We start from the raw sequence: 23,899 nt of genomic DNA on the forward strand, positions 1-23,899 counted from the left end.
GTGGTCTCTTTCAGGCGGTGGTTTGAGCGACCTTGACGGGCGGGGCGGCGTCTTCCGCGAACTGGGGCGCGCCGGGCTCGTCGTCGGGGTTCACGGTGGTGCGCGTGGGGTCCCAGCGGATGGAAAAGCAGACGATGCTGGCCAGCAGCGGCACCACGGACAGGATGAGGAAGGTGTTCTCCAGCCCGTACTGCTGGCGGAACAGCGGGAACACCAGCAGCCCCAGCGCCGCGCCCATGGCGCCCAGCGCGCCGATCACGCCATTGGCGCCCGCGCGCAGCTCGCTGCGGAACGACAGCGTGGACAGGCTCTTGCCGTTGGCGCCGGGCCCGCCCGAGTGAAAGAGGATGAACAGCGAGGGCACGGCCACGGCCAGCCAGATGGGCATGCGGCCGTTGAACAGGCCCAGCACCAGCAGCATCAGGAACACCAGCGCAAAGCCGAAGGCCGAGGCCCGCCGCAGGCCCAGCCGGCGCCCGATGACGGGCGACAGGAAGCCGCCGACGATGCCGAACACGTTGAACACCAGCGCGCCCAGCGTGGCCTCGCGGAAGTCCTTGCCGAACAGCGAGGCGCTGATCAGCGGCAGGTACCAGCCCACGGCAAAGTACTGGATGGACTGGCCTATCTGCACCGTGGCCGCCAGCAGCGTGCGCGGCAGGTAGATGCCGCGAAAGATCAGCAGCACATTGGCCAGGCCGCGCCGGGCCGGGTTGAGCACGGGCAGGCGCTCGGCAAGGGGCGCTGCCCTGAAGGTCTGGCCATAGATGCGCGTCATGGCGCGGGCCGCGTCGTCCAGCCGCTCCTTGCGTGCCAGCCAGGTCGGGCTTTCCACCAGCAGCGCGGCCTGCATGCCCAGGATGAACACGCCGAACACGGCCGTGGCCGCGACCGAGTAGCGCCACAGCGAATCGCCCACGTCCCAGGAGTGGAACCACAGCGCCAGCACCAGGTTGCTGCACACGGCCATGTACCACATGCCCTGCCAGACATTGAGCCGGCTCTTGAGGCGGGCGGGCGTGAACTCGGCCAGCACCGCCATGGCGATGGCGAAGTCGATGCCATAGGCCGCGCCCACGAAGAAGCGGCCGAAGAGGATGGTGGCGTAGTCGGGCGCCATGCTGACCAGCAGCGCGCCGGCCACGGCCAGCACCTTGGCGATGACCAGGGGGCGCATGCGGCCCCAGCGGTCGGCCATCCAGCCGCCGATGGGGTTGAAGGCGATGGACACCCAGGAGGCCAGCGACGTCATCCAGGCCACCTCGGCCGGCGTGAGCTGCTGGTCGCGCGTCATGGGCCCCAGGCCCACGCTGAGCGCGGAGTTGGAAAAGGCGTCGAGGAAAAGGCCGCCGAGTGCCAGCCACCAGATGGTGCCGGCGCGGCCTGAAATGCCCTGGCGTGCGTCGATGTACGAGATGACATCCTGAACGCCACGAATGCTGTGGCCTGTGGTTTGCATCGCTGCCTCCTGGTTGTCTGCAAGAGGCCGGCGCACACCACACAGGCGTGACAAGACCATCTCACAGATGGTCTTCAAATCTTGAACCTGCGCTCAGGATTCTAGGCAGGAGGCGCTCGCTGCGGATCGGTGAAAGCACCAGGGTCCTTGCAATGGCCGCGCCCAAAGAAAAAGCCCGCCGCAGAGAATCTGCGGCGGGCTTGGCACGCGGCCCCTTCAGGGGGCCGTGCGCTGTGTGCTGTTGTCAGTGGACCACGACGGGCTGCTGGGCCAGGCCGGCGTAGCGATCCAGCGCGTCTTCCACCTCTTCCTCGGTGGGGGCGTCGAGCTGCCAGGCAATGATCTGCTTTTGGAACATCTCGGCCCAGGAGCCGTCCAGGTAGACCTCCTTGCCCGAGCGCTTGTCCACGATCTCGAAGCCGTGGCGTGGCAGTTGGCGGGCGGTATCGACTGCCTCATTGCCAGCCGTTGCATCCGGATCCATGTCGGGACGCAGATGGAGCACCACAAAAGATTCGGAGTCGTAAAGCATTTGCATGGTGTTCCCTTTCTGGCCCGTTGCCGGGCGTCGCACAGCCTACATGGCTGCGAAGCGCCGGATTTCAAGAACCGTGGGGGTCCCGATCTATCACAGGCACTTGCATGCAGTATTCCACGGATTGGCATGCGCGGCGGCGTGCGCCGCAGGCCGCGCTGTGGTAGGCGGGCGGCAGCGGTGCCTGCAAGTGCCGGCCTACCCGCGATCAGGGTGCCTGGCGGCCCTTGAGCTGCAGGTCGGCGAAGTCGCCGTTGTCCTGCGCCAGCCGGATGCGCACGGGCAGGTATTGCATGGACGGCGCCAGCCACAGCGAGGCCTGCTGGTCATCGCCGGCCGCCGCGATCTTGTCCAGCCGCAGCGCCTGCGTGCTGCCCGAGGGCAGGTCCAGCGTCTCGGTCTCGCCCACGCGGAAGGTCCAGCGGTCGGCGCGCCGTGCGCTGACGGTGATGAAGCTGATCTGCGTGCCCGCAGGGTAGCGCTGCGGCGCCGCCGCCAGCAGGGCCGACAGTTGCAGGAACACGCTGAGCCGGTCCTGCGCGCCGGGCGCGATGGCGGCATCGGGCGCGCCCGTGCTGAAGTGCGCCAGGTTCTGGTCGAACGCCAGTTGCGCCGATTGCTCCTTGCGTGCCTTGTCGTTGAAGCGGCTGGGCTCCAGGCCCCTGTCGGTGATGCGGCCCGCGCTGGTCTGCGAGCGCGAGCCCAGCAGGAACAGGCTGACTTCCTGGCTGGCCTGGTACTGGCCGTTGGCATGGCGCCAGACCAGCTCGGCACTGGCCGAGTAGTTGAAGCGCTTGGCCTGGCCGGTGACGGCGAACGACAGCCGCGCGGGATCGGGCAGTTGCACGGGAACGGGGGCGTCGGAGGCCAGCGGCGTGCCATCGGGCGAGGTGATGGCCATGCCCTGGGCCGGGCCGGCCGAGGGTGTGGGTGGTGTTTCGGGTTCGGGCTTGGGAGCGGGCGGCGCCGGCGGCGTGGCCGGGGGTGCCCCGCTGTCGGCAGCAGCGGTTTCCGATGCGTCCGATGCGGCAGGCTCCGGCGCTGCGGCCATCGGCAAGGGCTCCACGGTTTCGCGGATGGGCGTGTCCAACGGCTCGGCCACGGATGCGGCGGGTGCCGGGCGCTGGACCTTGGGGCGAGGCTGCTGCGGCTTGGGCGCAGGCGCCTTCGGTGCGGGTACGGGCGCTGCAGGCGGGGGGGCGGGTGGCTCGGGCAGGGACAGCGCCCGCGTCTGCATGGCCGCCACCTCGGTGCGCGGCGCTGACACCTGGCTCCACAGCGGCAGGCCCAGCAGGGCCAGGGCGTGCACGCCCAGCACCACGGCGGTGAGGGCGGGCAGGGCGCGCTGGCGTAGGCTCATGTCAGTTATCCATAGTGCTGCGCGCCACCCACAGCCCATGAAACCGGCGCGGCCCAAGGCCAGGGACAGCGAGCAAGGGCCTACGCCGGCCGCGCCGCCCCGCAGCGAGGCTGTCGTCCCCCTTCCAGGGGGAAGGCGCGAAGCGGCTCAGGGGGTGTAGCTTCATCTCAGGCATTCCAGCCCAGGTCCTGGGACAGCTGGACGCAGGCTTCGCGCAGGGGCGCATCGATGGCGCCGCCGTATTCGGGGTCGAAAGTGGCGATCGAGCCCAGCGTGGTCAGGCCCAGCACGATATGGCCCGAGGAGTCGAAGACCGGCGTGCAAAAGGCCACGATGCCGGGCAGCACGGTATCGACCACGCGGGCGGTGCCGCGCTCGCGCACCTCGGCCAGCATGGCGTCTATGGCCTCGGGGGTGAGCGGCAGGTCCTTGCGCTGGATGCGGCGGGCCTTGTCCACTTCGGGCTCCAGCAGCGGGGCCGTGACCTCGCGCGGCAGCCAGGCCGCGAAGCAGCGCCCGGTGGCCGAGGCCAGCATGGGCATGACGTCGCCCAGGCGCAGGTTGGCGGTGACCGACTGGGCGCTTTCCTCCCAGTGCACGATGGTCGGCCCGTGGTTGCCCCAGACGGCGATGGCCGCCGTGTGGTGGATGCGCTCCATGAGCGCGGGCATGCGTTCGCGCGCCAGCCGCACGGGGTCCATCCGCGCCAGCGAGGCCAGGCCCAGCTTGAGCGAGGCCGGGCCCAGGTCGTAGCGGGAGGTGCGCGCGTCCTGGGTGACCAGGCCGATGCGCTGGAAGCTCACGAGGTAGCGGTGCGCCTTGGCGGCGCTCATGCCGGCGTCGGACGCCAGGTCCTTGAGCATCTGCGGGCCCCGGGCGCGCGTCAGCGCCTCCAGCAATGTAAAACCGACCTCGACCGATTGAATCCCTGCGCGTTCCTTGTCCATTGCAATAGAATTTGGTTTTGTTTAGTTAAATCAATTTAACTTATCGTAATTCGTGGCTGCGTCGCCATGGGTATCCAGGCCGCTGCCCGGATGCCGTGGCGCGCGGCGGCGGCACGGGGGAGCAGCATGAAACTTGCCACATACAAGGACGGATCGCGGGACGGGCAACTGGTCGTGGTGTCACGCGACCTGAGCCAGGCCCATTATGCGACCGGCATAGCGAGCCGCCTGCAGCAGGTGCTCGACGACTGGAGCTACATGGCGCCCCAGCTGCAGGACCTGTACCACCTGCTCAACAGCGGCAAGGCGGTCCATGCCTTTGCCTTCGATCCGCGCCAGTGCATGGCGCCGCTGCCGCGTGCTTACCAATGGGCCGATGGCTCGGCCTACATCAACCATGTGGAGCTGGTGCGCCAGGCGCGCGGCGCCGAGGTGCCCGCCAATTTCTACACCGACCCGCTGATGTACCAGGGCGGCAGCGACGATTTCCTGGGCCCCTGCGACGATGTGGTGGTGCCCAGCGAGTCCATGGGCATCGACTTCGAGGCCGAGATCGCCGTCATCACCGCAGACGTGCCCATGGGCGCCACGCCCGAGCGTGCGCTGGGCGGCGTGCGCCTGGTCATGCTGGCCAACGACGTGAGCCTGCGCAACCTGATCCCCAATGAGCTGTCCAAGGGCTTCGGCTTCTTCCAGTCCAAGCCCGCCACGTCCTTCAGCCCCGTGGCCGTGACGCTGGACGAGCTGGGCGACGCCTGGAAGGGCGGCCGCCTGCACCTGACGCTGCAGTCCACCTGGAACGGCCGCAAGGTCGGCATGTGCGATGCGGGCGAGGACATGAGCTTTCATTTCGGCCAGCTCATCGCCCACATCTGCAAGACGCGCAATGTGCGCGCCGGCTCCATCGTGGGCAGCGGCACCGTGAGCAACAAGGGCGTGGAAAGCGGCAAGGGCAAGAACCGGCGCATGGAGTGGCCCAAGGGCTACAGCTGCATTGCGGAGAAGCGCTGCATAGAGACCATCCAGGACGGCGCGCCCAAGACCGAGTTCATGCGCTTTGGCGACACCATCCGCATCGAGATGAAGGGCAAGGACGGCCAGAGCATCTTCGGCGCCATCGACCAGAACATCGTCGAGCCTGCCGAATGAGCCGCGTCTGCGCACCCTGGTGGCGCCTGGCGGGCAGGTCGCTGCGCGCCGGCCTGGCCGCGCTGGCGCTGTCGCCGCTGGCGGGGGCATTCGCGGCGCCCCCGGCCGCGGACCCCGTCACCTGCCCGCCCGAGGCGCGCATGCCCAGCCCGGACGAGATCCGCGCCATGCAGCGCAAGGCGCAGGACCGTGGACTGCTGTGGCGCATCGAGCACCGGGGCCGCACCAGCTGGCTCTACGGGACCATGCACGCGGCCAAGCTCGACTGGAGCGTGCCCGGCCCCACGGTGGCGGACGCGCTGCGCGCCTCCGACAGCCTGGCGCTGGAGCTGAACATCCTCGATCCCGAGGTCATGAAGGTCTTGTTCGCAGGCATGCAGGCGCGGCCCGATGCGCCGCCGCTGCGTGGCGACCTCCAGCGCCGGCTTGAGGAGCAAAGGCGCCTGGCCTGCGCCGGCCCCGAGCTGGCCCTGCTGCGCCCCGACGCCCAGGTGATCTCCCTGTTGTCGCTGGCCGGCCGCAGCGAGGGGCTGGATGCGTCCTATGGCATCGATTTCTCGCTGGCCGGCGTGGCGCTGGCCCTGGGCAAGCCCGTGCTGTCGCTGGAGACGCCCGAGCTGCAACTGCGCGAGCTGGTCTCGGACGACCCCGCGCGCGTGGCCGAGACGGTGGAGTCCGGCCTGCGCCAGCTGGAAAGCGGCATCGCCTCCCAGAAGCTGGGCCTGATCGCAAGCGTCTGGGCCGATGGCCGCATCCACCTGCTGGAGAGCCTGCCCGACTGGTGCGACTGCATGGCCAATGCCGCCGAGCGCGCCGACTACGACCGCATGGTCTATGGCCGCAACCCCGGCCTGGCGCGCGAAGTGGCGCGGCAGATCCGTTCCGGCCGCAGCGTGTTCGCCGCCGTGGGCGCCCTGCACATGGTGGGCACGCGCGGCCTGCCGGCGCTGCTGGCGGCCCAGGGCTTCAAGGTGCAGCGCGTGGAGTTCCCCGCAGCCAGCCCGCCCTGAAACACACGGCCGCCGCCTCCATGAACAAGAGCAACAGGGCGCGGCCAGGACCCATCCACACCCATCCCCACAGGAGACAACCATGGACCGTAGACAATTCCTGGCCGCCGTGGCGGCCACATCCGCCGGCATGGCCGCGCCTTTTGCACAGGCGCAGGACTGGCCCGCCAGCAACATCCGCTGGGTCGTGCCCTATCCGCCCGGCGGCGGCACCGACGTGCTGGCGCGCACCGTGGCCGAGGCCATGCGCCAGACGCTGAACCAGACCATCGTGGTGGACAACCGCCCCGGCGCCTCCACCAACATCGGCGCCCAGATCGTGGCCACGGCCAAGCCCGACGGCTACACCATCATGTCGGCCGACAACGCCGTGCTGGCCTACAACGAGCACCTGTTCAGCAAGCTGTCCTTCAACCCCGAAAAGGACTTCACCTACATCGGCGGCATCAGCCGCTTCCCGATGGCTCTGGTGGTGAACCCGAACTTCGAGGCCAAGACCTTCAAGGAATTCCTGGCCTACGTGAAGGCGCATCCGGGCCAGGTCAACTACGCCTCGCCCGGCAACGGCTCGCCCCACCACCTGGCCATGGAGATGTTCAAGAACCGCACGGGCACCTTCCTGACGCACATTCCCTACCGTGGCGCGGCGCCTGCGCTGGCCGACGTGATGGGCGGCCAGGTGCCCTGCATGTTCCTGGACCTGGCCTCTGGCCTGCCCGTGATCCAGTCGGGCAAGGTGCGCGCCCTGGCCATCGGCACGGGCAAGCGCGTGCCCAGCCTGCCCGAGCTGCCCACGCTGGCCGAGGTCGGCGTGCCCGATACCGAGGTCTATGCCTTCCAGGGCATCCTGGGCCCGGCCAAGATGCCCCCCGCCGTGGTGCAGCGCCTGAACGCCGAGCTCAACAAGGCGCTGGCCAACCCCGCCGTGGTCAAGCGCATGCAGGACTTCGGCATGGAGGCGCTGCCCGGCACGCCCGAGCAGTTCCTGGCCATGTCGCGCGCGGAGTCCAAGCGCTGGGGCGCCATCATCAAGAGCGCTGGCGTGAAGCTGGACTGAGCTGGCACTGCCTGAGCCTGCGCTCTGCTTGAGGGCAGGCAATACGCCAATTTATTCATAGATGTTTGGTTTCCGGGTTGAAACCGATATCTATGGATAAGTTGGCGTTTTTTTGGGCCGTCAGCCGCTGCACTTGCACCCCGCATTCATGGAAGCTGGGTGCTCAGCCCCTGGCAGCCATCAATCCAGCGCCTTCTGCCTGCGCATGGTGGTGAAAAGAACGGCCAGGCTGGCGGCGGCGCCGGCCACGCCCAGGGCGGCGAAGAGGGGGATGCCCCACAGGCGCGGGCCCATGGTCAGCAGGCCGGGGGCCAGGCCCAGGATGAAGGCGCCGGAGACCACGGCCAGGGCCAGGCGGGTGGCGGCGCGTTCCAGTGCCAGTGAAAGCCGGTCGATGTGGCGTATGTCCAGGTCGGCCTGCAGCCGGCCCGAGCGCAGTCTTTGCATCACCAGCCGCAGGGTGTGCGGCGCGTCGTCGGCCAGTTCCAGCCACTGCGCCATGGCGGCGCGGCGCTGGCGCGCCAGGCTGCGCAGGGAGTAGCGCTGCAGCAACTGGGCCTTGACCAGGGGCGTGGCCGTCTGCACCACGTCGAATTGCGGGTCCAGCTGCAGCAGTACCTGGTCGGCCGTGATCAGGGCCTTGAGCAGCAGGGCCATGTCGGCGGGCAGGGCCACGCCGGTTTCGCGGGCCAGGGCCATGAAGTCCTGCAGTGCGCGGGACATGACCAGGCGGCCGTTGCTGGCGCCGGGGCCATGGCGGGTCACGAAGCGGTCCACGGCGGCCTCGATGCGCGCGGCCGAGGGCGGGGCGCGGCCGGGCATTTCGCTTTCGGCAGCCCATTCCAGCAGCACGCCCGAGAGGCTGCGGCCCTGGCCCTCGACCAGGGCGCGCATCAGGCCCAGCACCTGGCGGCGGCGCTGGGGCGACAGCCGCCCGACCATGCCGAAGTCGATGAAGCCCACGCGGTTGCCGGGCAGGGCCAGCAGGTTGCCGGGGTGCGGGTCGGCGTGGAACAGGCCGTCGCGCAGCACCATCTGCAGGAACGCGCAGGCGCCACGGCGCGCCAGCAGCGGGCCGTCCAGCGCGGGGTCCGCACCCACGGCCGAGGCTGGCACGCCCGGCACGAAGTCCTGCACCAGCAGGCGCGGCCCGCTCAATGCCCAGTGGATGGCCGGCACGACGATCTCGGGCTGGGCCGCGAAGTGCCGCGCCACGGCGTCGCCGTTGTGGGCTTCGACGGTGAAATCCAGTTCCTCGCGCAGCGCCTGGCCCAGCTGGCGCGTGACCTCGCGCGGGCGGTAGCGTGCCAGCTGCGGCCATTGTTCCTGGGCCAGCAGCGCCAGGTGCTCGAGCAGGCGCAGGTCGGCTTCGATCTGGGGGCGCAGCCCGGGGCGCTGGACCTTGACCACGACTTCGATGTCGGCAGCGCTGGCCGCAGGGGTGCTGTCGCTGCCGCTGCCGTCCTCCTGGTCTTGCCGGTCATCCCGGTCTTCAGCCGCAGGCAGCCGCGCGCGGTACACCTGGGCCATGGAGGCCGAGGCCAGCGGCACGGGGTCGAAATGCGTGAACACCTGCTCCACGGGCAGGCCCAGCGACTGCTCGATCAGCGGCTGGGCCGTCTCCCAGGGCAGCGGGGCGGCGTGGCTGTGCAGTTGCTGCAGGGCGGCCGTCCATTCGGGCGCGAGCAGGTCCGAGCGCGTGGCCATGATCTGGCCCAGCTTGACGAAGCTGGGACCCAGGTGTTCGAGGGCCATGCGCAGGCGCTCGGGGCGGCTGGCATCCAGCGGATGCTCGGGATGGGGCTGGCTGCCGCGCGGCGCGAAGCGGGCCAGGCCCAGCGTGTCGACCAGGTCGGCCAGCCCGAAGCGCAGCAGCACGCCGACGATCTCCTGCAGCCGGGCACGGTCGCGCACGGCGACCACGGCGGTTTGCAGCATGGGCATCTCCTGTCGGTGGTGGCAATGCGGTCCATTGTGCCGATGCGCCAGACGCCATTGCGCAGGAATCGCCCGCCTTCGGGGCGGGGCTCAGGCCAGCCGCTGCACCTGCACCGCGCAGTCGTAGAAGCTGGGCGCGCGGCCCAGGTCGGTCAGGCGCTGGTGGGTGAGCTCGTTGACGTTGGTGCCGTTGTCGCCATGCTTGCGCCACCAGATGCCCAGGCCGTTGACCACGCCACGGCGCGCGCGGCCGTTGAGGGTGGCGTGGCATTCGTAGCTGCCCCGGTCGTTGAAGACGCGCACGCGGTCGCCCTCGGCCACGCCGCGCGGGGCGGCGTCGTCGGGGTGCAGCTCCACCAGCGGGCGGCCTTCCATGGTGCGCAGGCTCTTGACGTTGACGAAGCTGCTGTTGAGAAAGTTGCGTGCCGGCGGCGAGATCATGGCCAGCGGGTAGCGCGCATCCGTTTCGGCGGTTTCGTAGTTGGGCAGGTAGTCAGGCAGCGGGTCCATGCCGCGCCGCGCCAGCTCGGCGCTGGTGAACTCGCAGCGGCCCGAGGGCGTGGCGAAGCCGCCCTCCGCAAAGGGGGCCTCGGGCAGGGCCAGGGTGGCAAAGCCCTTGTCCAGCAGCTCGTTGAAGTCCACGCCGCGCCCCTCGAAGGCTTCGCGGCACAGTTGCTCGTCTCCCGTCTGGAAATGGGCGGCGGCAAAGGCGTCGTCATGCCGCGCCATGTGCGCGGCCAGGTCGCGGAAGATCTGGCCGTTGCTGCGCGCCTGGCCCAGCGGCGCGATGGCGGGGCGGTTGAGCAGCACGTCGGTATGGCCGTAGCTGCCGTGGATGTCCCAGTGTTCGATCTGCGTGGTGGCCGGCAGCACGTAGTCGGCCAGGTCGGCCGTGTCGGTCATGAACTGCTCCAGCACGACGGTGAACAGGTCCTCGCGCGCAAAGCCGGCCACGACCTTGGCCGACTCGGGCGCCACGGCCACGGGATTGCTGTTGTAGACCACGATGGCATCCACGCGCGGTCCGAAGCCGTTGCCGCCTTTGTGCAGCAAGGCGTCGCCGATGGTGCTCATGTTGATGGTGCGCGGGCGGCGCTCGCCCAGCAGATGCGGCATCTGCAGTCGGGCGCGCTGCGCGGGCAGGGCGCCCGAGGCGGACAGCAGCAGGCCGCCCGCACGGTGGCGCCAGGCGCCCACCAGGGCCGGCAGGCAGGCGATGGCGCGCACGGCATTGCCGCCGCCGCGCGCGCGCTGCACGCCGTAGTTCAGGCGGATGGCGGCGGGCGTGGTGGTGCCGTAGTCGCGCGCCAGCTGGCGGATCTGCTCCACGGGCAGGCCGCAGACCTGGGCCGCGCGCTCGGGCGGCCACTGCAGGGCGCGGGCCTTGAGTTCCTCCCAGCCCAGCGTGTGGCGCGCAATGTAGTCATGGTCCAGCCAGCCGTGCGTGATCAGCTCGTGCATCAGGGCCAGTGCCAGGGCGGCATCGGTGCCGGGCAGCAGCTGCAGGTGCTCGTGGCATTTGTCGGCGGTCTCGGTCTTGCGCGGGTCGATGCACACCAGGCGTGCGCCGTTGCGCTTGGCCTCCAGCGCATAGCGCCAGAAATGCAGGCTGCTGCCGATGCTGTTGCTGCCCCAGATGAGGATGAGCCGGCTTTCGGTGAAATGCTCCACGCGCATGCCCAGCTTGCCGCCATAGGTCAGGTTCAGGGCCTCGCCCCCGGCGCTGGAGCAGATGGTGCGGTCCAGCAGCGAGGCGCCGAGCTGGTGGAAGAAGCGCCGGTCCATGCTCTCACCCTGCACCAGGCCCATGGTGCCTGCGTAGCTATAGGGCAGGATGGTTTCGGGATCGCGCGCCGCCAGGGACTGCAGGCGCGCGGCGATGTCGGCCAGCGCCTCGTCCCAGCCCACGGGCTCGAACTGCCCGGAACCCTTGGGGCCCACGCGGCGCAGCGGGGTGAGCACGCGCTCGGGGTGGTAGCTGCGCTCGGTGTATTTGCTGACCTTGGCGCAGAGCACGCCGCCCGTGTGCGGATGGTCGGGGTTGCCCTGGACTCTTTTGGCGATGCCGTCTTCGACCGTGGTCACCAGCGAGCAGGTATCGGGGCAGTCATGGGGGCAGGCGCCCAGCACCTGTGAGGTGGCCTGGAGTGGGGGCGTGGCGGAGGACATGGTGGCAGCGGTCTCGGACAGGGTGGGTACTTTGCGAAAAAACCGTGAAAGCCGGGAAAACGGGAAAAGGCCGTCACGGGCAAGGGGCGGTGCCGGTCTTGCATGCCGCAATCGCCGCTTGTCTTTATTATGCGGACCCTTGCAGCCGGCTGCACGCAGCAACGGCGCCGATTCCAGCGACAAAAACAGGCAAGTTCATGCTCCGACCCAAGACGGCGTTCAGCCGCAGACAGTTCATCGCAGCCAGCACGGCTGCCGCCGCCACCTGGACCGGCGCAGTGCGCGCCCAGGACGCGGGTGGCACCATCGTGCTGGGCCAGTCCTGCCCGTTGACCGGGTCTGCAGCGCAGATCGGCCAGCCCTTCCATGAAGGCGCCAAGCTGTACTTCGAGCAGCTCAACGCGCAGGGGGGCATTGCCCGGCGCAACATCGAACTGCGCGTGATGGACGACGGCTACGAGCCCGAGCGCTGCGCGGCCAATACCCAGCGCTTCCTTTCCGACGACGTGTTCGCCCTGTTCGGCTACGTGGGCACCTCCACCAGCATGGCCGCGCTGCCGCTGCTGCAAAAGGCGCGCGTGCCCCTGTTCGCACCGTTGACGGGCGCCGACGCGCTGCGCCAGCCCCAGCTGGCCCACCTGGTCTTCAATGTGCGCGCATCCTATGCCGACGAGACGGCGCTGATGGTGCGCCACCTCACGGGCCTGGGTCTCAAGAAGGTGGCCGTGCTGCACCAGAACGATGCCTATGGCGAGTCGGGCCTGGCCGGTGTCAAGGCGGCGCTGGCCGCCAAGGGGCTGGAGCCCGTGGGCGCGGCCACGGTGGAGCGCAACTCGAACAATGTGGCGGCGGCCGTCAAGACGCTGGTGCCGCTGGGCGCCGATGTGATCGTGCAGATCGTCACCTACTCGGCCAGCGCGGCCTTTGTGCGCGCGGCGCGCCAGGCGGGCTTTGGCGGGCAGTTCTACAACGTGTCCTTCGTGGGTGCCCAGGCTTTGTCGGAGACGCTGGGCAAGGATGCCGAAGGCGTGGTGGTCACCCAGGTGGTGCCCTCGCCTTTCCAGACCTCGCGCCAGATCACGCGCGATTTCCTGGCGGCCATCCAGAAGGGCGGCGGCAAGCTGACGCCCAACTATTCCAGCATGGAAGGCTATCTGGCGGCGCGCGTGTTCGCCGATGCGCTGCGCCAGGCCTCGGCCTCGGGCAAGCCCACGCGCGACGGCCTGGTGGCCGCGCTCGACGCCATGCACGGCCAGCAGGTGGCCGGCTTCCCGCTGGTCTTCAAGCCGCAGTCCGGCAAGCCGCGCTTCGTGGAGTTGTCCATGCTGACCGGCGACGGCAAGGTCCGGGTGTAGGCTTGCAGCTCTAGAAGGAGAACCCCATGGCCTTGCTGCAGGAACTGCTGGACCGCGCGCCCGAGATCACCGCGCTGCGCCGCGACATACATGCCCATCCCGAACTGTGCTTCGAGGAGATCCGCACCGCCGACCTCGTGGCCCGGCAATTGGAGGGATGGGGCATTGCCGTGCACCGCGGCCTGGGCCGCACGGGCGTGGTGGGCACCATCCACGGCCGTGACGGCGGCGCCAGCGGCCGCGCCGTCGGGCTGCGCGCCGACATGGACGCCCTGCCCATGCAGGAGTTCAACACCTTCGAGCACGCCAGCCGCCACGCCGGAAAAATGCATGCCTGCGGGCATGACGGCCATGTCGCCATGCTGCTCGCCGCCGCGCAGTACCTGGCCGCGCACCGCGACAGCTTCGAGGGCACGGTGCACCTGATCTTCCAGCCGGCCGAAGAGGGCGGCGGCGGCGCGCGCGAGATGGTCGAGGGCGGCCTGTTCACCCAGTTCCCCATGCAGGCCGTGTTCGGCATGCACAACTGGCCGGGCATGAAGGCCGGCACCATGGCCGTGGGCCCGGGCCCGGCCATGGCGTCCAGCAACGAGTTCCGCATCGTCGTGCGCGGCAAGGGCGGCCACGCGGCCATGCCGCACATGGTGATCGACCCGCTGCCCGTGGCGGCCCAGCTGATCCTGGGCCTGCAGACCATCGTCAGCCGCAACGTCAAGCCCATCGAGGCGGGCGTGGTCTCGGTCACCATGGTCCATGCGGGCGAGGCCACGAACGTGGTGCCCGACAGCGTGGAGCTGCAGGGCACGGTGCGTACCTTCACGCTGGAGGTGCTGGACCTGATCGAGCGGCGCATGAAGACCCTGGCCGAGAGCATCTGCGCCGCGCATGACACGCGCTGCGAGTTCGAGTTCGTGCGCAACTACCCGCCCACCATCAACTCCGCGCCCGAGGCCGAGTTCGCGCGCCGCGTCATGGCCGAGGTCGTGGGCGAGGCCAATGTGCTGCCCCAGGAGCCCTCGATGGGCGCCGAGGACTTCGCCTTCATGCTGCTGGAAAAGCCCGGCGCCTACTGCTTCATCGCCAATGGCGACGGCGACCACCGCGCCATCGGCCACGGCGGCGGTCCCTGCACGCTGCACAACCCCAGCTACGACTTCAACGACCAGCTGATCCCGCAGGGCGCCACGTTCTGGGTGAAGCTGGCCCAGCGCTGGCTGAGCGAGCCCACGCGCTGAGGCCCTTGCAGGGTCCGGCCGACACCGGCATGTCACACACCGCACCTAGCATGCGGTCCCTGTGACCTCCATCGAATCCTCCACGGCCGCCGCGCAGGGCGTGGCCGTCCAAGCCCGGCAGCTCAAGCGCATCCACGGCGAGCGTGCCGTGCTCCAGGACATCAGCCTGCAGATCGCCCCCGGCGAGGTGCTGGCCCTGCTGGGTCCTTCGGGCTGCGGCAAGACCACCCTGCTCAGGATCCTGGCCGGGCTGGAGCAGCCCAGCCGCGGCGAAGTCTGGATGGGCGGGCAGTGCGTGGCCAGCGCCTCGCAGTCCCTGCCGCCCGAGCGGCGCGAGCTGGGCCTGGTGCTCCAGGACCATGCGCTCTGGCCCCATATGAGCCTGCAGGCCAACGTGGCCTTCGCGCTGGAAATGCGCGGCCTGCCTCGCGCGCAGATCCACGAGCGGGTGCAGCAGACCCTGGGCCTGGTCGGGCTGCAGGGCATGGGCGAGCGCCTTCCCGGCAGCCTGTCGGGCGGCCAGCAGCAGCGTGCAGCGCTGGCCTGCGCCGTGGTGGAGCGCCCGCGCCTGGTGCTGCTGGACGAACCCCTGTCCGGCCTCGACTGCAATCTGCGCGAGCGCCTGTGCGAGGAAATTCCCCGGCTGCTGCGCAGCCTGGGTTGTACGGCCGTCTATGCGACCCAGGACCACCAGCAGGCCTTCGCCGTCGCCGACCGCGTGGTCGTGATGGAGCACGGCCGCATCCTGCAACCGGGCAGCGCCCGGGGCCAGCCGCCGGCCCCCACGCCTTGCGAGGCCGACCGATGGCCCGTGGCCGAGCACCTGTGCAGCGCAGCGTAGGAGCGGCATGGGAGCGCCATAGGGGCGGCGTGGCCGGTCTCGGTGCGGTTGACTGAGAAAAAAGCACGATCGTTCTAAATTCCTGCTTTTTTGGCTACACTGTGCCGCTACACGAACCGCCCACCAGGAGACCCGCCATGTCCGATCTGAATGCCGCCTTCGAGGCCGCCGTCAAGAACTCCACCTCGATCAGCGAGCGCCCCGACAACGCCACGCTGCTCAAGCTCTACGCGCTGTACAAGCAGGCCACCGAAGGCGACAACGAGGCCAAGAAGCCCAGCTTCACCGACATGGTCGGCCGCGCCAAGTGGGACGCCTGGGAAAAGCTCAAGGACACCTCGGCCGACGACGCCAAGCAGCAGTACATCGACCTGATCGAATCGCTGCGCTGATCAACACCACCACCGATCGCAGACACAGACAAGGCCCCGGACTCCGGGGCCTTGTCGTTTCCGGCCACGGTCCCGGCCGGGCTCAGTACTTGTTGGAAAAGTTCGCGCTGATGCGCTGGCGCAGGTACTCCGCGCCCGTGATCGGCGGGTACTTCTTTTGCGGCCCTTCGATCACCGCGTCCTCGTTGGCCTGGCAGAAGAAGGCCAGGCTGTAGCGCGCGCCCTGGTATTCATGGGGCAGGGGATTGCGCACGCGGTGGAAGTTGCTGGGCAGCTGGTCGTCGCTCCATCGCGTGAGCATGTCGCCGATGTTGCAGGTGATCACGCCTTCCACAGGGTCCACGGGCGTCCATTGCTGGCCTTCCATCTCCTTGCCCGGCAGCACCTGCAGGCCGCCCTGGCCTGCGCGCTGGAACAGCAGGGTCAGGCAGTCGAAGTCGGTGTGGGCGCCTGCGCGCCACAGGCCCAGCTCGTCCTTGAGCGCGGGATCGACCGCGAAGTAATGCAGCATGCGCAGCGTGCTCTGGTAGGCGGGCACCGAAGGGTCGTGGGCGCGCGTGAAGAAGTCCGCATCAAAGCCCAGCTTGTGCGCAAAGCACGACAGCAGCTGCATGCCCACCTGCCAGCACTGGCGCTCGAAGCCCAGCGTGGCCTGCTGAAAGCCCGGCAGCTCCTGCTCCGTGGGCCACAGACCGGCCATGCGCGGGCGCGTCATCTGGTAGGACTCCTTCTGGTCGGGCGTGCGCGTGGAAGGCCGGATCTGCGCCTTGTGCTCCCAGCCCGCATTGCGCGACAGCGGCCACTGCGCCTTCACCTCGCGCGGCAGGGCGAACAACTGCTCGGCACGCCCGAAGGCCGCATCGATATCGGGCTGGGGAATGCCGTGGCCCGACACCTGGAAGAAGCCGATCTCCACCGAGGCCTGCCAGATCGCATCGGCGATCTCGGCCTTGCGGCGGTCAAAGTCGGAGATATCGATCACCCGCACCTCCCGAGCGCGCGTCTCCTGCCCCTGGCCGCCCATGCGGGCCTCCTTGGCGAGTTCACCCAGCGCGTAATCTGAAGCCGGTGCCGAAGGCAGGGTGGAGTTGGCAAGCATGTTCATGGTCTGTTTCCTTTGCCGCAAAGGCAGTGGCAAGGCACGCGGCGGCCGGCGCAAAAAGACACCGATCCCGCCCGTCGCTCTTGAAGTGGCTGACAGGGCACAGGTCGCAGCCACGCCGCTCCCGCACCCGCTTCAAGAGCAATGACCCGCGCCGGCACAGACCGGCAAGCTGAACGCTTCTACTCTTGCCAACCACCCAAGCAAACAGCGCGCCAGCCCGCGCAGGCCTGTTCAAGGCCACCTGCGTTCCATCGTGGTGCAAGAGGGCCGGGCAGCTTGGTGCACGCGCCGCATCGGAACCGTCTGGCACCAATCTGATGCATGCCCGCCGCGTCGAAAACCGGCGCGGCCCAGCCCAGTGACACCGAGGAAGGGCCGCCCCGCACCGAGGGTGTCGTCCCCCTCCCGCGCAGCGAGAGAGGGGGAAGGCGCGAAGCGACTCAGGGGGTGGTACGCACTTTGCATACAAGCATCACTGAGTAGAAGCGTTCAGCACGCGCCCAGTGCGCGTTGCCCGGAAATTGCTCATGTCACGCCAGCCGCCCGGCCCCATGCCAGCGGCCGGTCCCCATGTTGATAGCGACTGAGAGTTCCACCATGCAACGCCGCCATTTCCTTGCCGCCGCCGCCCTTCCCGCTGCCAGTGCCGTGATGCCCGGTGCCTTCGCCCAGGGCAAGGCGCTGACACCGCTGAAGTTCACGCTGGACTTTCGCGTGACCTCGCAGACCGCGCCCTTTTTCGTGGCGCTGCAAAAGGGCTACTACCGCGACGAGGGGCTGGACGTGAGCATCGACGTGGGCTCGGGCTCGGTGGCATCCATCACGCGGGTGGCCAGCGGCGCCTACCAGCTGGGCCTGGGCGACATCAGCTCGCTGATCGAGTTCCAGGCGCAGAACGCGGGCGCGGCGCGCGTGCAGGCCGTCTACCAGTACTACAACCGCGCGCCGTTCGCCATCATCGGCCGCAAGGACCGGGGCATCACGGGCGAGTTCGCCAGCCTCAAGGGCAAGAAGGTGGCCGCCGCCGCCGTGGAGTCCACGCGCCGCGTCTGGCCCCTGGTCGCGCAGCGCCAGAACCTGCCGGCCGACCTGTTCGCCTGGACCACGACGGAGTTCTCGGCGCGCGACAACGTGGTGGTGCGCGGCGATGTGGATGCGGCCACCTATTTCCATGACTCGGCCGTGTCGCTGTTCGCACGCATCAAGCCCGAGGAGCTGTCGGTGCTGCGCTATACCGATGCGGGCGTGCAGCTGTACGGCAATGCCATCCTGGCTTCCAGCGCGCTGGTGGCCGAGCAGCCCGGCGTGGTGGCGGGATTCCTGCGCGCCAGCAACCGCGCCCTCATCGAATGCCTGGCCCAGCCCGCGCTGGCCGTGGCCGCCGTGCGCCAGCGCGAGCCCATCCTGGATGAAAAGCTGGAACTGGCGCGCTGGGCCATCACCTCGCAGTACCTGGCCGCGCCCGATACGCAGCGCCACGGCCTGGGCGACATCGACCCGCAGCTGCTGGCCCGCCAGGCCGAGCAGGTCAGCCAGGCCTTCGGCCTGAAGGCACCCGTGTCGGCCGATGCGCTGTTCAACCGCAGCCTGCTGCCGCCGCTGGCCGCGCGCATGGCCAAGGCCTGAGGGAGCGCACATGGACCACGCCACCGTTTCACTGCCCCTTGAGGCCTCGCTCGACGAGCGCGACGGCCGGTACCTGCGCCGCGCCATCGCCATGGCCGACCGCGCGCGCCAACGCGGCAACCGCCCGTTCGGCGCGCTCATCGTGGCCGCCGATGGCCGCGTGCTGGCCGAGGCCTCCAACGCCAATGGCGAGAGCGGCGACTGCACGGCCCATGCCGAGCTGTCGGCCATCCGCCTGGCCAGCCCCCTGCATGACCGCGAGGCGCTGTCCGCAGCCACCTTGTATTCATCGGCCGAGCCCTGCGTGATGTGCGCGGGCGCCATCTTCTGGTCGGCCATCGGCCGCGTGGTCTACGGCATAGATGCCGTGCGCCTGCGCGAATTCCGCGGCGAGCGCCTGGACCAGAAGGATGCCGAGCTGTCCTGCCGCGATGTGTTCGCCGCCTCGTCCCACGCCATCGAATGCATAGGCCCGGCGCTGATCGGCGAGGCCGCCGCATCGCACCAGGGCGCCTGGAAAAGCTGACCCGGCCCCGTTCCGTCCCCACCGTTTCTTTTGACCATCAGAGAGGAAGCCCACCATGCAAAAACGACTGTTCCTGCACACCGTCCTGGCCCTGTCCGCCAGCGCGGGCCTGGCAACGGCCCAGACACAGGCCCACGCGGCCACGCCGCTGAAGTTCCAGCTGGACTGGCGCTTCGAGGGGCCGGCCGCCTTCTTCCTGCAGCCGGTGGCCAAGGGCTACTTCAAGGACGCGGGCCTGGATGTCACGGTCGATGCCGGCAGCGGCTCGGGCGGCGTGGTGCAGCGCGTGGCCTCGGGCGCCTATGACCTGGGCTTTGCCGACATCGCGGCGCTGATGGAGTTCCAGGCCAACAACCCGGACATGCCCAACAAGCCCGTGGCCGTGATGATGGTCTACAACAACACGCCGGCCTCGGTGATGGCGCTCAAGAAAAGCGGCATCGCCAAGACGGCCGACCTCACCGGCAAGAAGCTGGGCGCGCCCGTGTTCGATGCGGGCCGCCGCGCCTTCCCGCTGTTCGCCAAGGCCAACCAGGTCGGCACCGTGCAGTGGACGGCCATGGACCCGCCGCTGCGCGAGACCATGCTGGTGCGCGGTGATGTGGATGCCATCACGGGCTTCACCTTCACCTCGCTGCTGAACCTGGAGGCGCGCGGCATCAAGGCCGCCGACGTGGTGGTCATGCCCTATGCGGACTTCGGCGTGAAGCTGTACGGCAACGCCATCATCGCCAGCCCGAAGCTGATCAAGGAGAACCCGGCCGCCATCAAGGCCTTCCTGCAGGCCTTCGCCAAGGGGGCCAAGGAAGTCATCGCCAACCCGGGCGCGGCCATTGCCTACGTGAAGGAGCGCGACGGCATCGTCAACACCCAGCTGGAGACGCGCCGCCTGCAACTGGCCATCGACACCGTGGTCAACAGCGCCGACGCGCGTGCCGAAGGCTTTGGCCAGGTCGTGCCCACACGCCTGTCGCTGATGGCGTCGCAGGTCTCCGATGTCTATGCCACCAAGACGCGCGTGAACCCGTCCGAGGTCTGGAACGGCAGCTTCCTGCCGTCTGCGGCCGAGCTGAACATCCTGCCCAAGAAGTGACGACAAAGTGATTGACACCGTGCGCGTGCGCCAGCGGGCGACGCGCCGGCCCTTGCCTGCTGCCTGCCATGAATTCCTCCACATCCCACGGCGATGACGACGCCTTCTTCGTCGAGTTCCGCGACGTCTGGCTTGCCTACAACGAGGAGCTGCTGCGCGCCAACCACTTCGCGGTCGAGGCCATCGACCTGCAGGTGCGGCGCGGCGAGTTCATCGCCATCGTCGGCCCCTCGGGCTGCGGCAAGTCCACCTTCATGAAGCTGACCACGGGGCTGAAGATGCCCTCCATGGGCCGTGTCATGGTCAACGGCGAGCGCGTGACGGGGCCGCTGAAGATCTCGGGCATGGCCTTCCAGGCGCCGTCGCTGCTGCCCTGGCGCACCACGGTGGACAACGTGCTGCTGCCGCTGGAGATCGTGGAGCCGCACCGCTCGCTGTTCCGCCAAAAGCGCAAGGAGTACGAGGCGCGTGCGCGCGCACTGCTGCAGAAGGTGGGCCTGGGCGGCTACGAGGACAAGTACCCCTGGCAGCTGTCGGGCGGCATGCAGCAGCGCGCCAGCATCTGCCGCGCGCTGATCCACGAGCCCCAGATGCTGCTGCTGGACGAACCCTTCGGCGCGCTGGACGCCTTCACGCGCGAGGAGCTGTGGTGCGTGCTGCGCGACCTGCAGGCCGAGCAGCGCTTCAACGTCATCCTGGTCACGCACGACCTGCGCGAGAGCGTCTTCCTGGCCGACACCGTGTACGTGATGAGCAAGAGCCCGGGCCGCTTCGTGGTGCGCCGCGACATCGAGCTGCCGCGCCCGCGCGAGCTGGAGCTGACCTACACGCGCGAATTCACCGACATCGTGCACGAGCTGCGCGGCCACATCGGCGCCATGCGCAAGACCGGCGCGGCCATCCAACAATAGAACGGGGGAGATTCACATGCACAAGAAATACGCGGAACGCTGGGCGCCCTGGGTGCTGCTGCTGGCGGTCATCCTGCTGTGGCAGGTCATCTGCTCGGCCTTCGAGGTCTCGGAATTCATCTTCCCCAGCCCCTGGGCCATCGGCCGGCAGCTGGCCGAGTTCAGCGGCATCATCGCCGCCCACGCCTGGCGCACCTACTGGGTGACCATGGCGGGCTTCGGCATCGCCATCGTGGTGGGCGTGCTGCTGGGCTTTCTGATCGGCTCCTCGCGCCTGGCCTATGCGGCGTTCTATCCGCTGATGACGGCCTTCAACGCGCTGCCCAAGGCGGCCTTCGTGCCCATCCTGGTGGTCTGGTTCGGCATCGGCGCGGGACCGGCCATCCTCACGGCCTTCCTGATCAGCTTCTTTCCCATCATGGTCAACATCGCCACGGGCCTGGCCACGCTGGAGCCCGAGCTGGAGGATGTGCTGCGCGTGCTGGGCGCCCGGCGCTGGGACGTGCTGATCAAGGTCGGCCTGCCGCGCTCCATGCCCTACTTCTACGGCTCGCTGAAGGTGGCGATCACCCTGGCCTTCGTGGGCACCACGGTCAGCGAGATGACGGCGGCCAACGAAGGCATCGGCTACCTGCTGGTGTCGGCCGGCTCGTCCATGCAGATGGGCCTGGCCTTTGCCGGCCTGATCGTGGTGGGCGCCATGGCCATGGTGATGTACGAGCTGTTCAGCGCCATCGAAAAGCGCACCACCGGCTGGGCCCGGCGCGGCTCGCAGGGCGAGTGATGGAGAATCCGGCCATGACGCCCCTGACCGACGAACAGGCGGCCCGCCAGCTGCGCCGCGCAGGCGCCGTGGCCGAGCGGGCCATGGCCATGGGCCGCCACCCCTTTGGCGCGCTGCTGCTGGCGCCCGACGGCGAGACCGTGCTGGCCGAGCAGGGCAACATCGACACGGTGAACCATGCGGAGTCCACGCTGGCGCGCACGGCGGCCGCCAACTATCCGGGCGCCTACCTGGCGCAGTGCACCCTGGTCACCACCTTCGAGCCCTGCGCCATGTGCGCCGGAACCATCTACTGGGCCGGCATAGGCCGTGTGCTCTACGGCGCCGAGGAAACGGCGCTGCTGGCGCTGACGGGCGACCATCCCGAGAACCCCACGCTGTCCCTGCCTTGCCGCGAGGTCTTTGCGCGCGGGCAGCGCGCCGTGCAGGTCATCGGCCCGGTGCCTGCGCTGCACGAGGAGATGCTGGAGCCGCACCGGGGCTTCTGGCAGCAGCGCTGAACGGCAACGGCGGCTGCGCCCCGCGCCCGCTCAACTGCGGCAGCCGGCCAGCGCGTCCAGGGGCTTCTGGTAGGTGGGGCTGGTCACGTCCAGCAGGCCCAGGGTGGTGTGGTAGAGGTTGTCGTGCGACAGCGGCGCGTCCAGCTGGCCGCGCACGCAGCGCTCGGACACGCCGGTGCGCTCGCCCAGGTTGCCCAGCCAGGCAATCATGGGAATGTGCTTTTGCTCGTCGGGCGCCATGGCGTAGGGCATGCCGTGCAGGTAGATGCCCATCTCGCCCAGCGACTCGCCATGGTCCGACATGTAGACCATGCCGGTCTGGTAGCGCGACTGCTGGCTTGCCAGCCAGTCGATGGTCTGCGACAGGAAATGGTCGTTGTAGCGGATGGAGTTGTCGTAGACGTTGACCACCTGCTCGCGCGTGCAGCTGGACAGCGCATTGGTCAGGCATTCGGGCTGGAAGACCTTGGTCTCGGGCGTGGAGCGCTTGTAGTAGGCCGGCCCGTGGCTGCCCATCTCGTGCATGACCAGCACCACGCCGCGCTCGCGGCGCTCGCGCGGCAGGGCGGCGATGCGTTCGTCGATGCCGCTGAGCAGGATGCCGTCCAGGCATTCGCCGTCGCTGGAGCACAGGGCCTTGCCGTCGGGCGTGTTCAGGCGGTCAGCCGTGCTGGCGTTGGGAATGCGTTCGCACACGCCCTTGCAGCCAGCCTGGTTGTCCACCCACAGCACGGCCAGGCCGGCGTTGTACAGCACGTCCACCAGGTTGTCGTAGTCCACCTTGCTCTTGTAGAAGCCCGTGCGGCCCAGGTGCGAGAACATGCAGGGCACGGATTCGCGCGTGCTGGTGCCGCAGGAGGTCACGTTGCTCCAGTTGAGCACCTTGCGCCTGGCCAGCTCGGGCGTGGTGTCGCGGGCATAGCCGTTCAGGCCCCAGTTGGCGGCGCGCGCCGTCTCGCCCACCACGATGACGAACAGCGGCGGCTTGCGCTCGGCCGCATAGGTGGCGCCCAGCGTGGCGCCGGCCGCAATGCTGGCAAACGGGCGCTTGGGCCGCAGGATGGGCTTGAGCACCGCATCCAGCGAGGCCAGCACGGGGCTCACGGGGTTGAGCATGTGGCGCATCCACAGGTTGTTGCGGATCACGGGGGCCAGCTCGCGGTACGAGACAAAGACCGATGCCGCCAGCAGCACCACCGAGGCGGCCAGCAGCCCCAGCGTGCGCAGCACCGTCTGCGTGCTGCGGCGCGGGCGGATGATGCGCAGCCGCAGCAGCCAGGCCGTGGGCAGGCCGGCCACCAGCAGCAGCTGCAGCAGCAACTGGGGGTTGAACAGGTCGCTGCTTTCGCGCAGGTCGGTCTGCAGGATGTTGTTGATCATGCCGCCGTCCATCACCGTGCCGTAGGCGGTCATGAAGTACTGGGCCGAGCCGGCAATCCAGGGCAGGGCGATCCACAGCGGCTTCATGCCGCGCGGCCAGGCCGTCAGCGACAGCAGCAGCAGGATGCCGCCCAGGCCCAGCGGCAGCAGGCGCAGCACCAGGGTGGCCAGGCTGCCGTCATAGCCTTCCAGGTGGGGCAGGCGCAGCCACAGCGCCCAGTTCGCGGTGGCCAGCAGCCACAGCGCCAGCACCAGGGCCACGGCCTGGGGCGAGCGCGGGGCGCTCCAGGCCGTGCGCAGCCGTGCCGGGAGGCTGGCGGGGGCAGGCTGGGCAGAGGATGGGGCCGGGGCTTGGCCGGTGCCGGAGGAGCCGGCAAAGGGGGGGCGGGCGAGCAGGCGTTCTGACATGGCCGCGAGCGTAGAATTCGCAGCTTAAGAACATCTGAACCCCGCGTTCAGACTCCGTTCAGCTTGAACCCCTCCCGTCCCCTCTGTTGCGCCCGTACCCGGTGCACACCCTGATGTGC

The 23,899-nt window shown here is 69.1% G+C and carries 21 protein-coding genes; 13 read left to right on the forward strand and 8 right to left on the reverse strand.

The window, feature by feature from the left end; translation table 11 throughout:
- Positions 1-10: 10 nt before the first annotated feature.
- The 4 genes from BO996_RS05805 to BO996_RS05820 form a co-directional block, all read right to left on the reverse strand.
- On the reverse strand, positions 11-1,459 hold the full coding sequence (locus BO996_RS05805) for an MFS transporter (RefSeq protein WP_071954243.1): 1,449 nt from the start codon (positions 1,457-1,459) through the stop codon (positions 11-13).
- Positions 1,460-1,703: 244 nt separating this feature from the next.
- Complete coding sequence (locus tag BO996_RS05810; protein ID WP_012203054.1) at positions 1,704-1,997, reverse strand: BTH_I0359 family protein; 294 nt, start codon at positions 1,995-1,997, stop codon at positions 1,704-1,706.
- A gap of 205 nt (positions 1,998-2,202) precedes the next feature.
- Positions 2,203-3,354 (reverse strand): DUF3108 domain-containing protein, encoded by a 1,152-nt coding sequence (locus tag BO996_RS05815; RefSeq protein WP_198041271.1) that lies wholly within the window; start codon positions 3,352-3,354, stop codon positions 2,203-2,205.
- A gap of 167 nt (positions 3,355-3,521) precedes the next feature.
- Entirely contained in the window at positions 3,522-4,301 is a 780-nt protein-coding gene (locus tag BO996_RS05820; RefSeq protein WP_071954244.1) for an IclR family transcriptional regulator, read from the reverse strand.
- Between the two features lie 126 nt (positions 4,302-4,427).
- Between BO996_RS05820 and BO996_RS05825 the strand changes: the two genes are divergently transcribed.
- The 3 genes from BO996_RS05825 to BO996_RS05835 all read left to right on the forward strand — a co-directional run bounded on the left by BO996_RS05825 (position 4,428) and on the right by BO996_RS05835 (position 7,517).
- A complete protein-coding gene (locus BO996_RS05825; protein ID WP_034390060.1) occupies positions 4,428-5,450 on the forward strand; it encodes a fumarylacetoacetate hydrolase family protein in 1,023 nt (340 codons plus the stop codon).
- Entirely contained in the window at positions 5,447-6,460 is a 1,014-nt protein-coding gene (locus BO996_RS05830; RefSeq protein WP_071954245.1) for a TraB/GumN family protein, read from the forward strand. The genes BO996_RS05825 and BO996_RS05830 overlap by 4 nt, the downstream gene beginning before the upstream one ends.
- An 82-nt stretch (positions 6,461-6,542) precedes the next feature.
- Complete coding sequence (locus tag BO996_RS05835; RefSeq protein ID WP_071954246.1) at positions 6,543-7,517, forward strand: Bug family tripartite tricarboxylate transporter substrate binding protein; 975 nt, start codon at positions 6,543-6,545, stop codon at positions 7,515-7,517.
- A gap of 180 nt (positions 7,518-7,697) precedes the next feature.
- Here the strand turns inward: BO996_RS05835 and BO996_RS05840 are convergent, their stop codons facing one another.
- Together BO996_RS05840 and BO996_RS05845 are read right to left on the reverse strand one after the other, a co-directional pair.
- On the reverse strand, positions 7,698-9,455 hold the full coding sequence (locus tag BO996_RS05840) for an ABC1 kinase family protein (protein ID WP_043825833.1): 1,758 nt from the start codon (positions 9,453-9,455) through the stop codon (positions 7,698-7,700).
- Positions 9,456-9,545: 90 nt separating this feature from the next.
- Positions 9,546-11,624, reverse strand: coding sequence for a molybdopterin-containing oxidoreductase family protein (locus BO996_RS05845; RefSeq protein ID WP_071954247.1), 2,079 nt, complete (start codon positions 11,622-11,624; stop codon positions 9,546-9,548).
- Positions 11,625-11,821: 197 nt separating this feature from the next.
- Between BO996_RS05845 and BO996_RS05850 the strand changes: the two genes are divergently transcribed.
- The 4 genes from BO996_RS05850 (at position 11,822) to BO996_RS05865 (ending at position 15,447) form a co-directional block, all read left to right on the forward strand.
- Positions 11,822-12,979, forward strand: a complete 1,158-nt coding sequence (locus tag BO996_RS05850) for an ABC transporter substrate-binding protein (protein ID WP_013804370.1) — start codon at positions 11,822-11,824, stop codon at positions 12,977-12,979.
- Positions 12,980-13,005: 26 nt separating this feature from the next.
- Entirely contained in the window at positions 13,006-14,214 is a 1,209-nt protein-coding gene (locus BO996_RS05855; RefSeq protein ID WP_013804369.1) for a M20 aminoacylase family protein, read from the forward strand.
- A 61-nt stretch (positions 14,215-14,275) separates the two neighbouring features.
- Positions 14,276-15,055, forward strand: coding sequence for an ABC transporter ATP-binding protein (locus BO996_RS05860; RefSeq protein WP_071954248.1), 780 nt, complete (start codon positions 14,276-14,278; stop codon positions 15,053-15,055).
- Between the two features lie 137 nt (positions 15,056-15,192).
- Entirely contained in the window at positions 15,193-15,447 is a 255-nt protein-coding gene (locus tag BO996_RS05865) for an acyl-CoA-binding protein (protein ID WP_012203065.1), read from the forward strand.
- A gap of 82 nt (positions 15,448-15,529) precedes the next feature.
- Here the strand turns inward: BO996_RS05865 and BO996_RS05870 are convergent, their stop codons facing one another.
- The gene (locus BO996_RS05870; RefSeq protein ID WP_071954249.1) at positions 15,530-16,552 is read right to left on the reverse strand and encodes an isopenicillin N synthase family dioxygenase; all 1,023 of its coding nucleotides are present in this window, start codon (positions 16,550-16,552) and stop codon (positions 15,530-15,532) included.
- Between the two features lie 597 nt (positions 16,553-17,149).
- On the opposite strand from BO996_RS05870, the gene BO996_RS05875 reads away from it, so the two are divergent.
- The 6 genes from BO996_RS05875 to BO996_RS05900 all read left to right on the forward strand — a co-directional run bounded on the left by BO996_RS05875 (position 17,150) and on the right by BO996_RS05900 (position 21,992).
- A complete protein-coding gene (locus BO996_RS05875) occupies positions 17,150-18,178 on the forward strand; it encodes an ABC transporter substrate-binding protein (protein ID WP_071954250.1) in 1,029 nt (342 codons plus the stop codon).
- A gap of 10 nt (positions 18,179-18,188) precedes the next feature.
- Positions 18,189-18,704 carry a nucleoside deaminase gene (locus BO996_RS05880; RefSeq protein ID WP_071954251.1) on the forward strand — a complete coding sequence of 172 codons (516 nt, stop codon included), beginning with the start codon at positions 18,189-18,191 and terminating at the stop codon, positions 18,702-18,704.
- Positions 18,705-18,759: 55 nt separating this feature from the next.
- On the forward strand, positions 18,760-19,797 hold the full coding sequence (locus BO996_RS05885; protein ID WP_071954252.1) for an ABC transporter substrate-binding protein: 1,038 nt from the start codon (positions 18,760-18,762) through the stop codon (positions 19,795-19,797).
- A gap of 68 nt (positions 19,798-19,865) precedes the next feature.
- Positions 19,866-20,708 (forward strand): ABC transporter ATP-binding protein, encoded by an 843-nt coding sequence (locus BO996_RS05890; RefSeq protein WP_012203070.1) that lies wholly within the window; start codon positions 19,866-19,868, stop codon positions 20,706-20,708.
- A gap of 16 nt (positions 20,709-20,724) precedes the next feature.
- Positions 20,725-21,492 (forward strand): ABC transporter permease, encoded by a 768-nt coding sequence (locus BO996_RS05895; RefSeq protein WP_012203071.1) that lies wholly within the window; start codon positions 20,725-20,727, stop codon positions 21,490-21,492.
- A 14-nt stretch (positions 21,493-21,506) separates the two neighbouring features.
- Positions 21,507-21,992: a nucleoside deaminase gene (locus BO996_RS05900; protein WP_071954253.1), complete on the forward strand. Its 486-nt coding sequence runs from the start codon at positions 21,507-21,509 to the stop codon at positions 21,990-21,992.
- 30 nt (positions 21,993-22,022) lie between these two features.
- Here the strand turns inward: BO996_RS05900 and BO996_RS05905 are convergent, their stop codons facing one another.
- A complete protein-coding gene (locus BO996_RS05905; protein ID WP_063327381.1) occupies positions 22,023-23,780 on the reverse strand; it encodes a phosphoethanolamine transferase in 1,758 nt (585 codons plus the stop codon).
- Positions 23,781-23,899 lie beyond the last annotated feature (119 nt).

This window comes from Delftia sp. HK171, assembly GCF_001886655.1.
In the GTDB taxonomy this organism is placed as follows: Bacteria; Pseudomonadota; Gammaproteobacteria; order Burkholderiales; family Burkholderiaceae_C; genus Comamonas; species Comamonas acidovorans.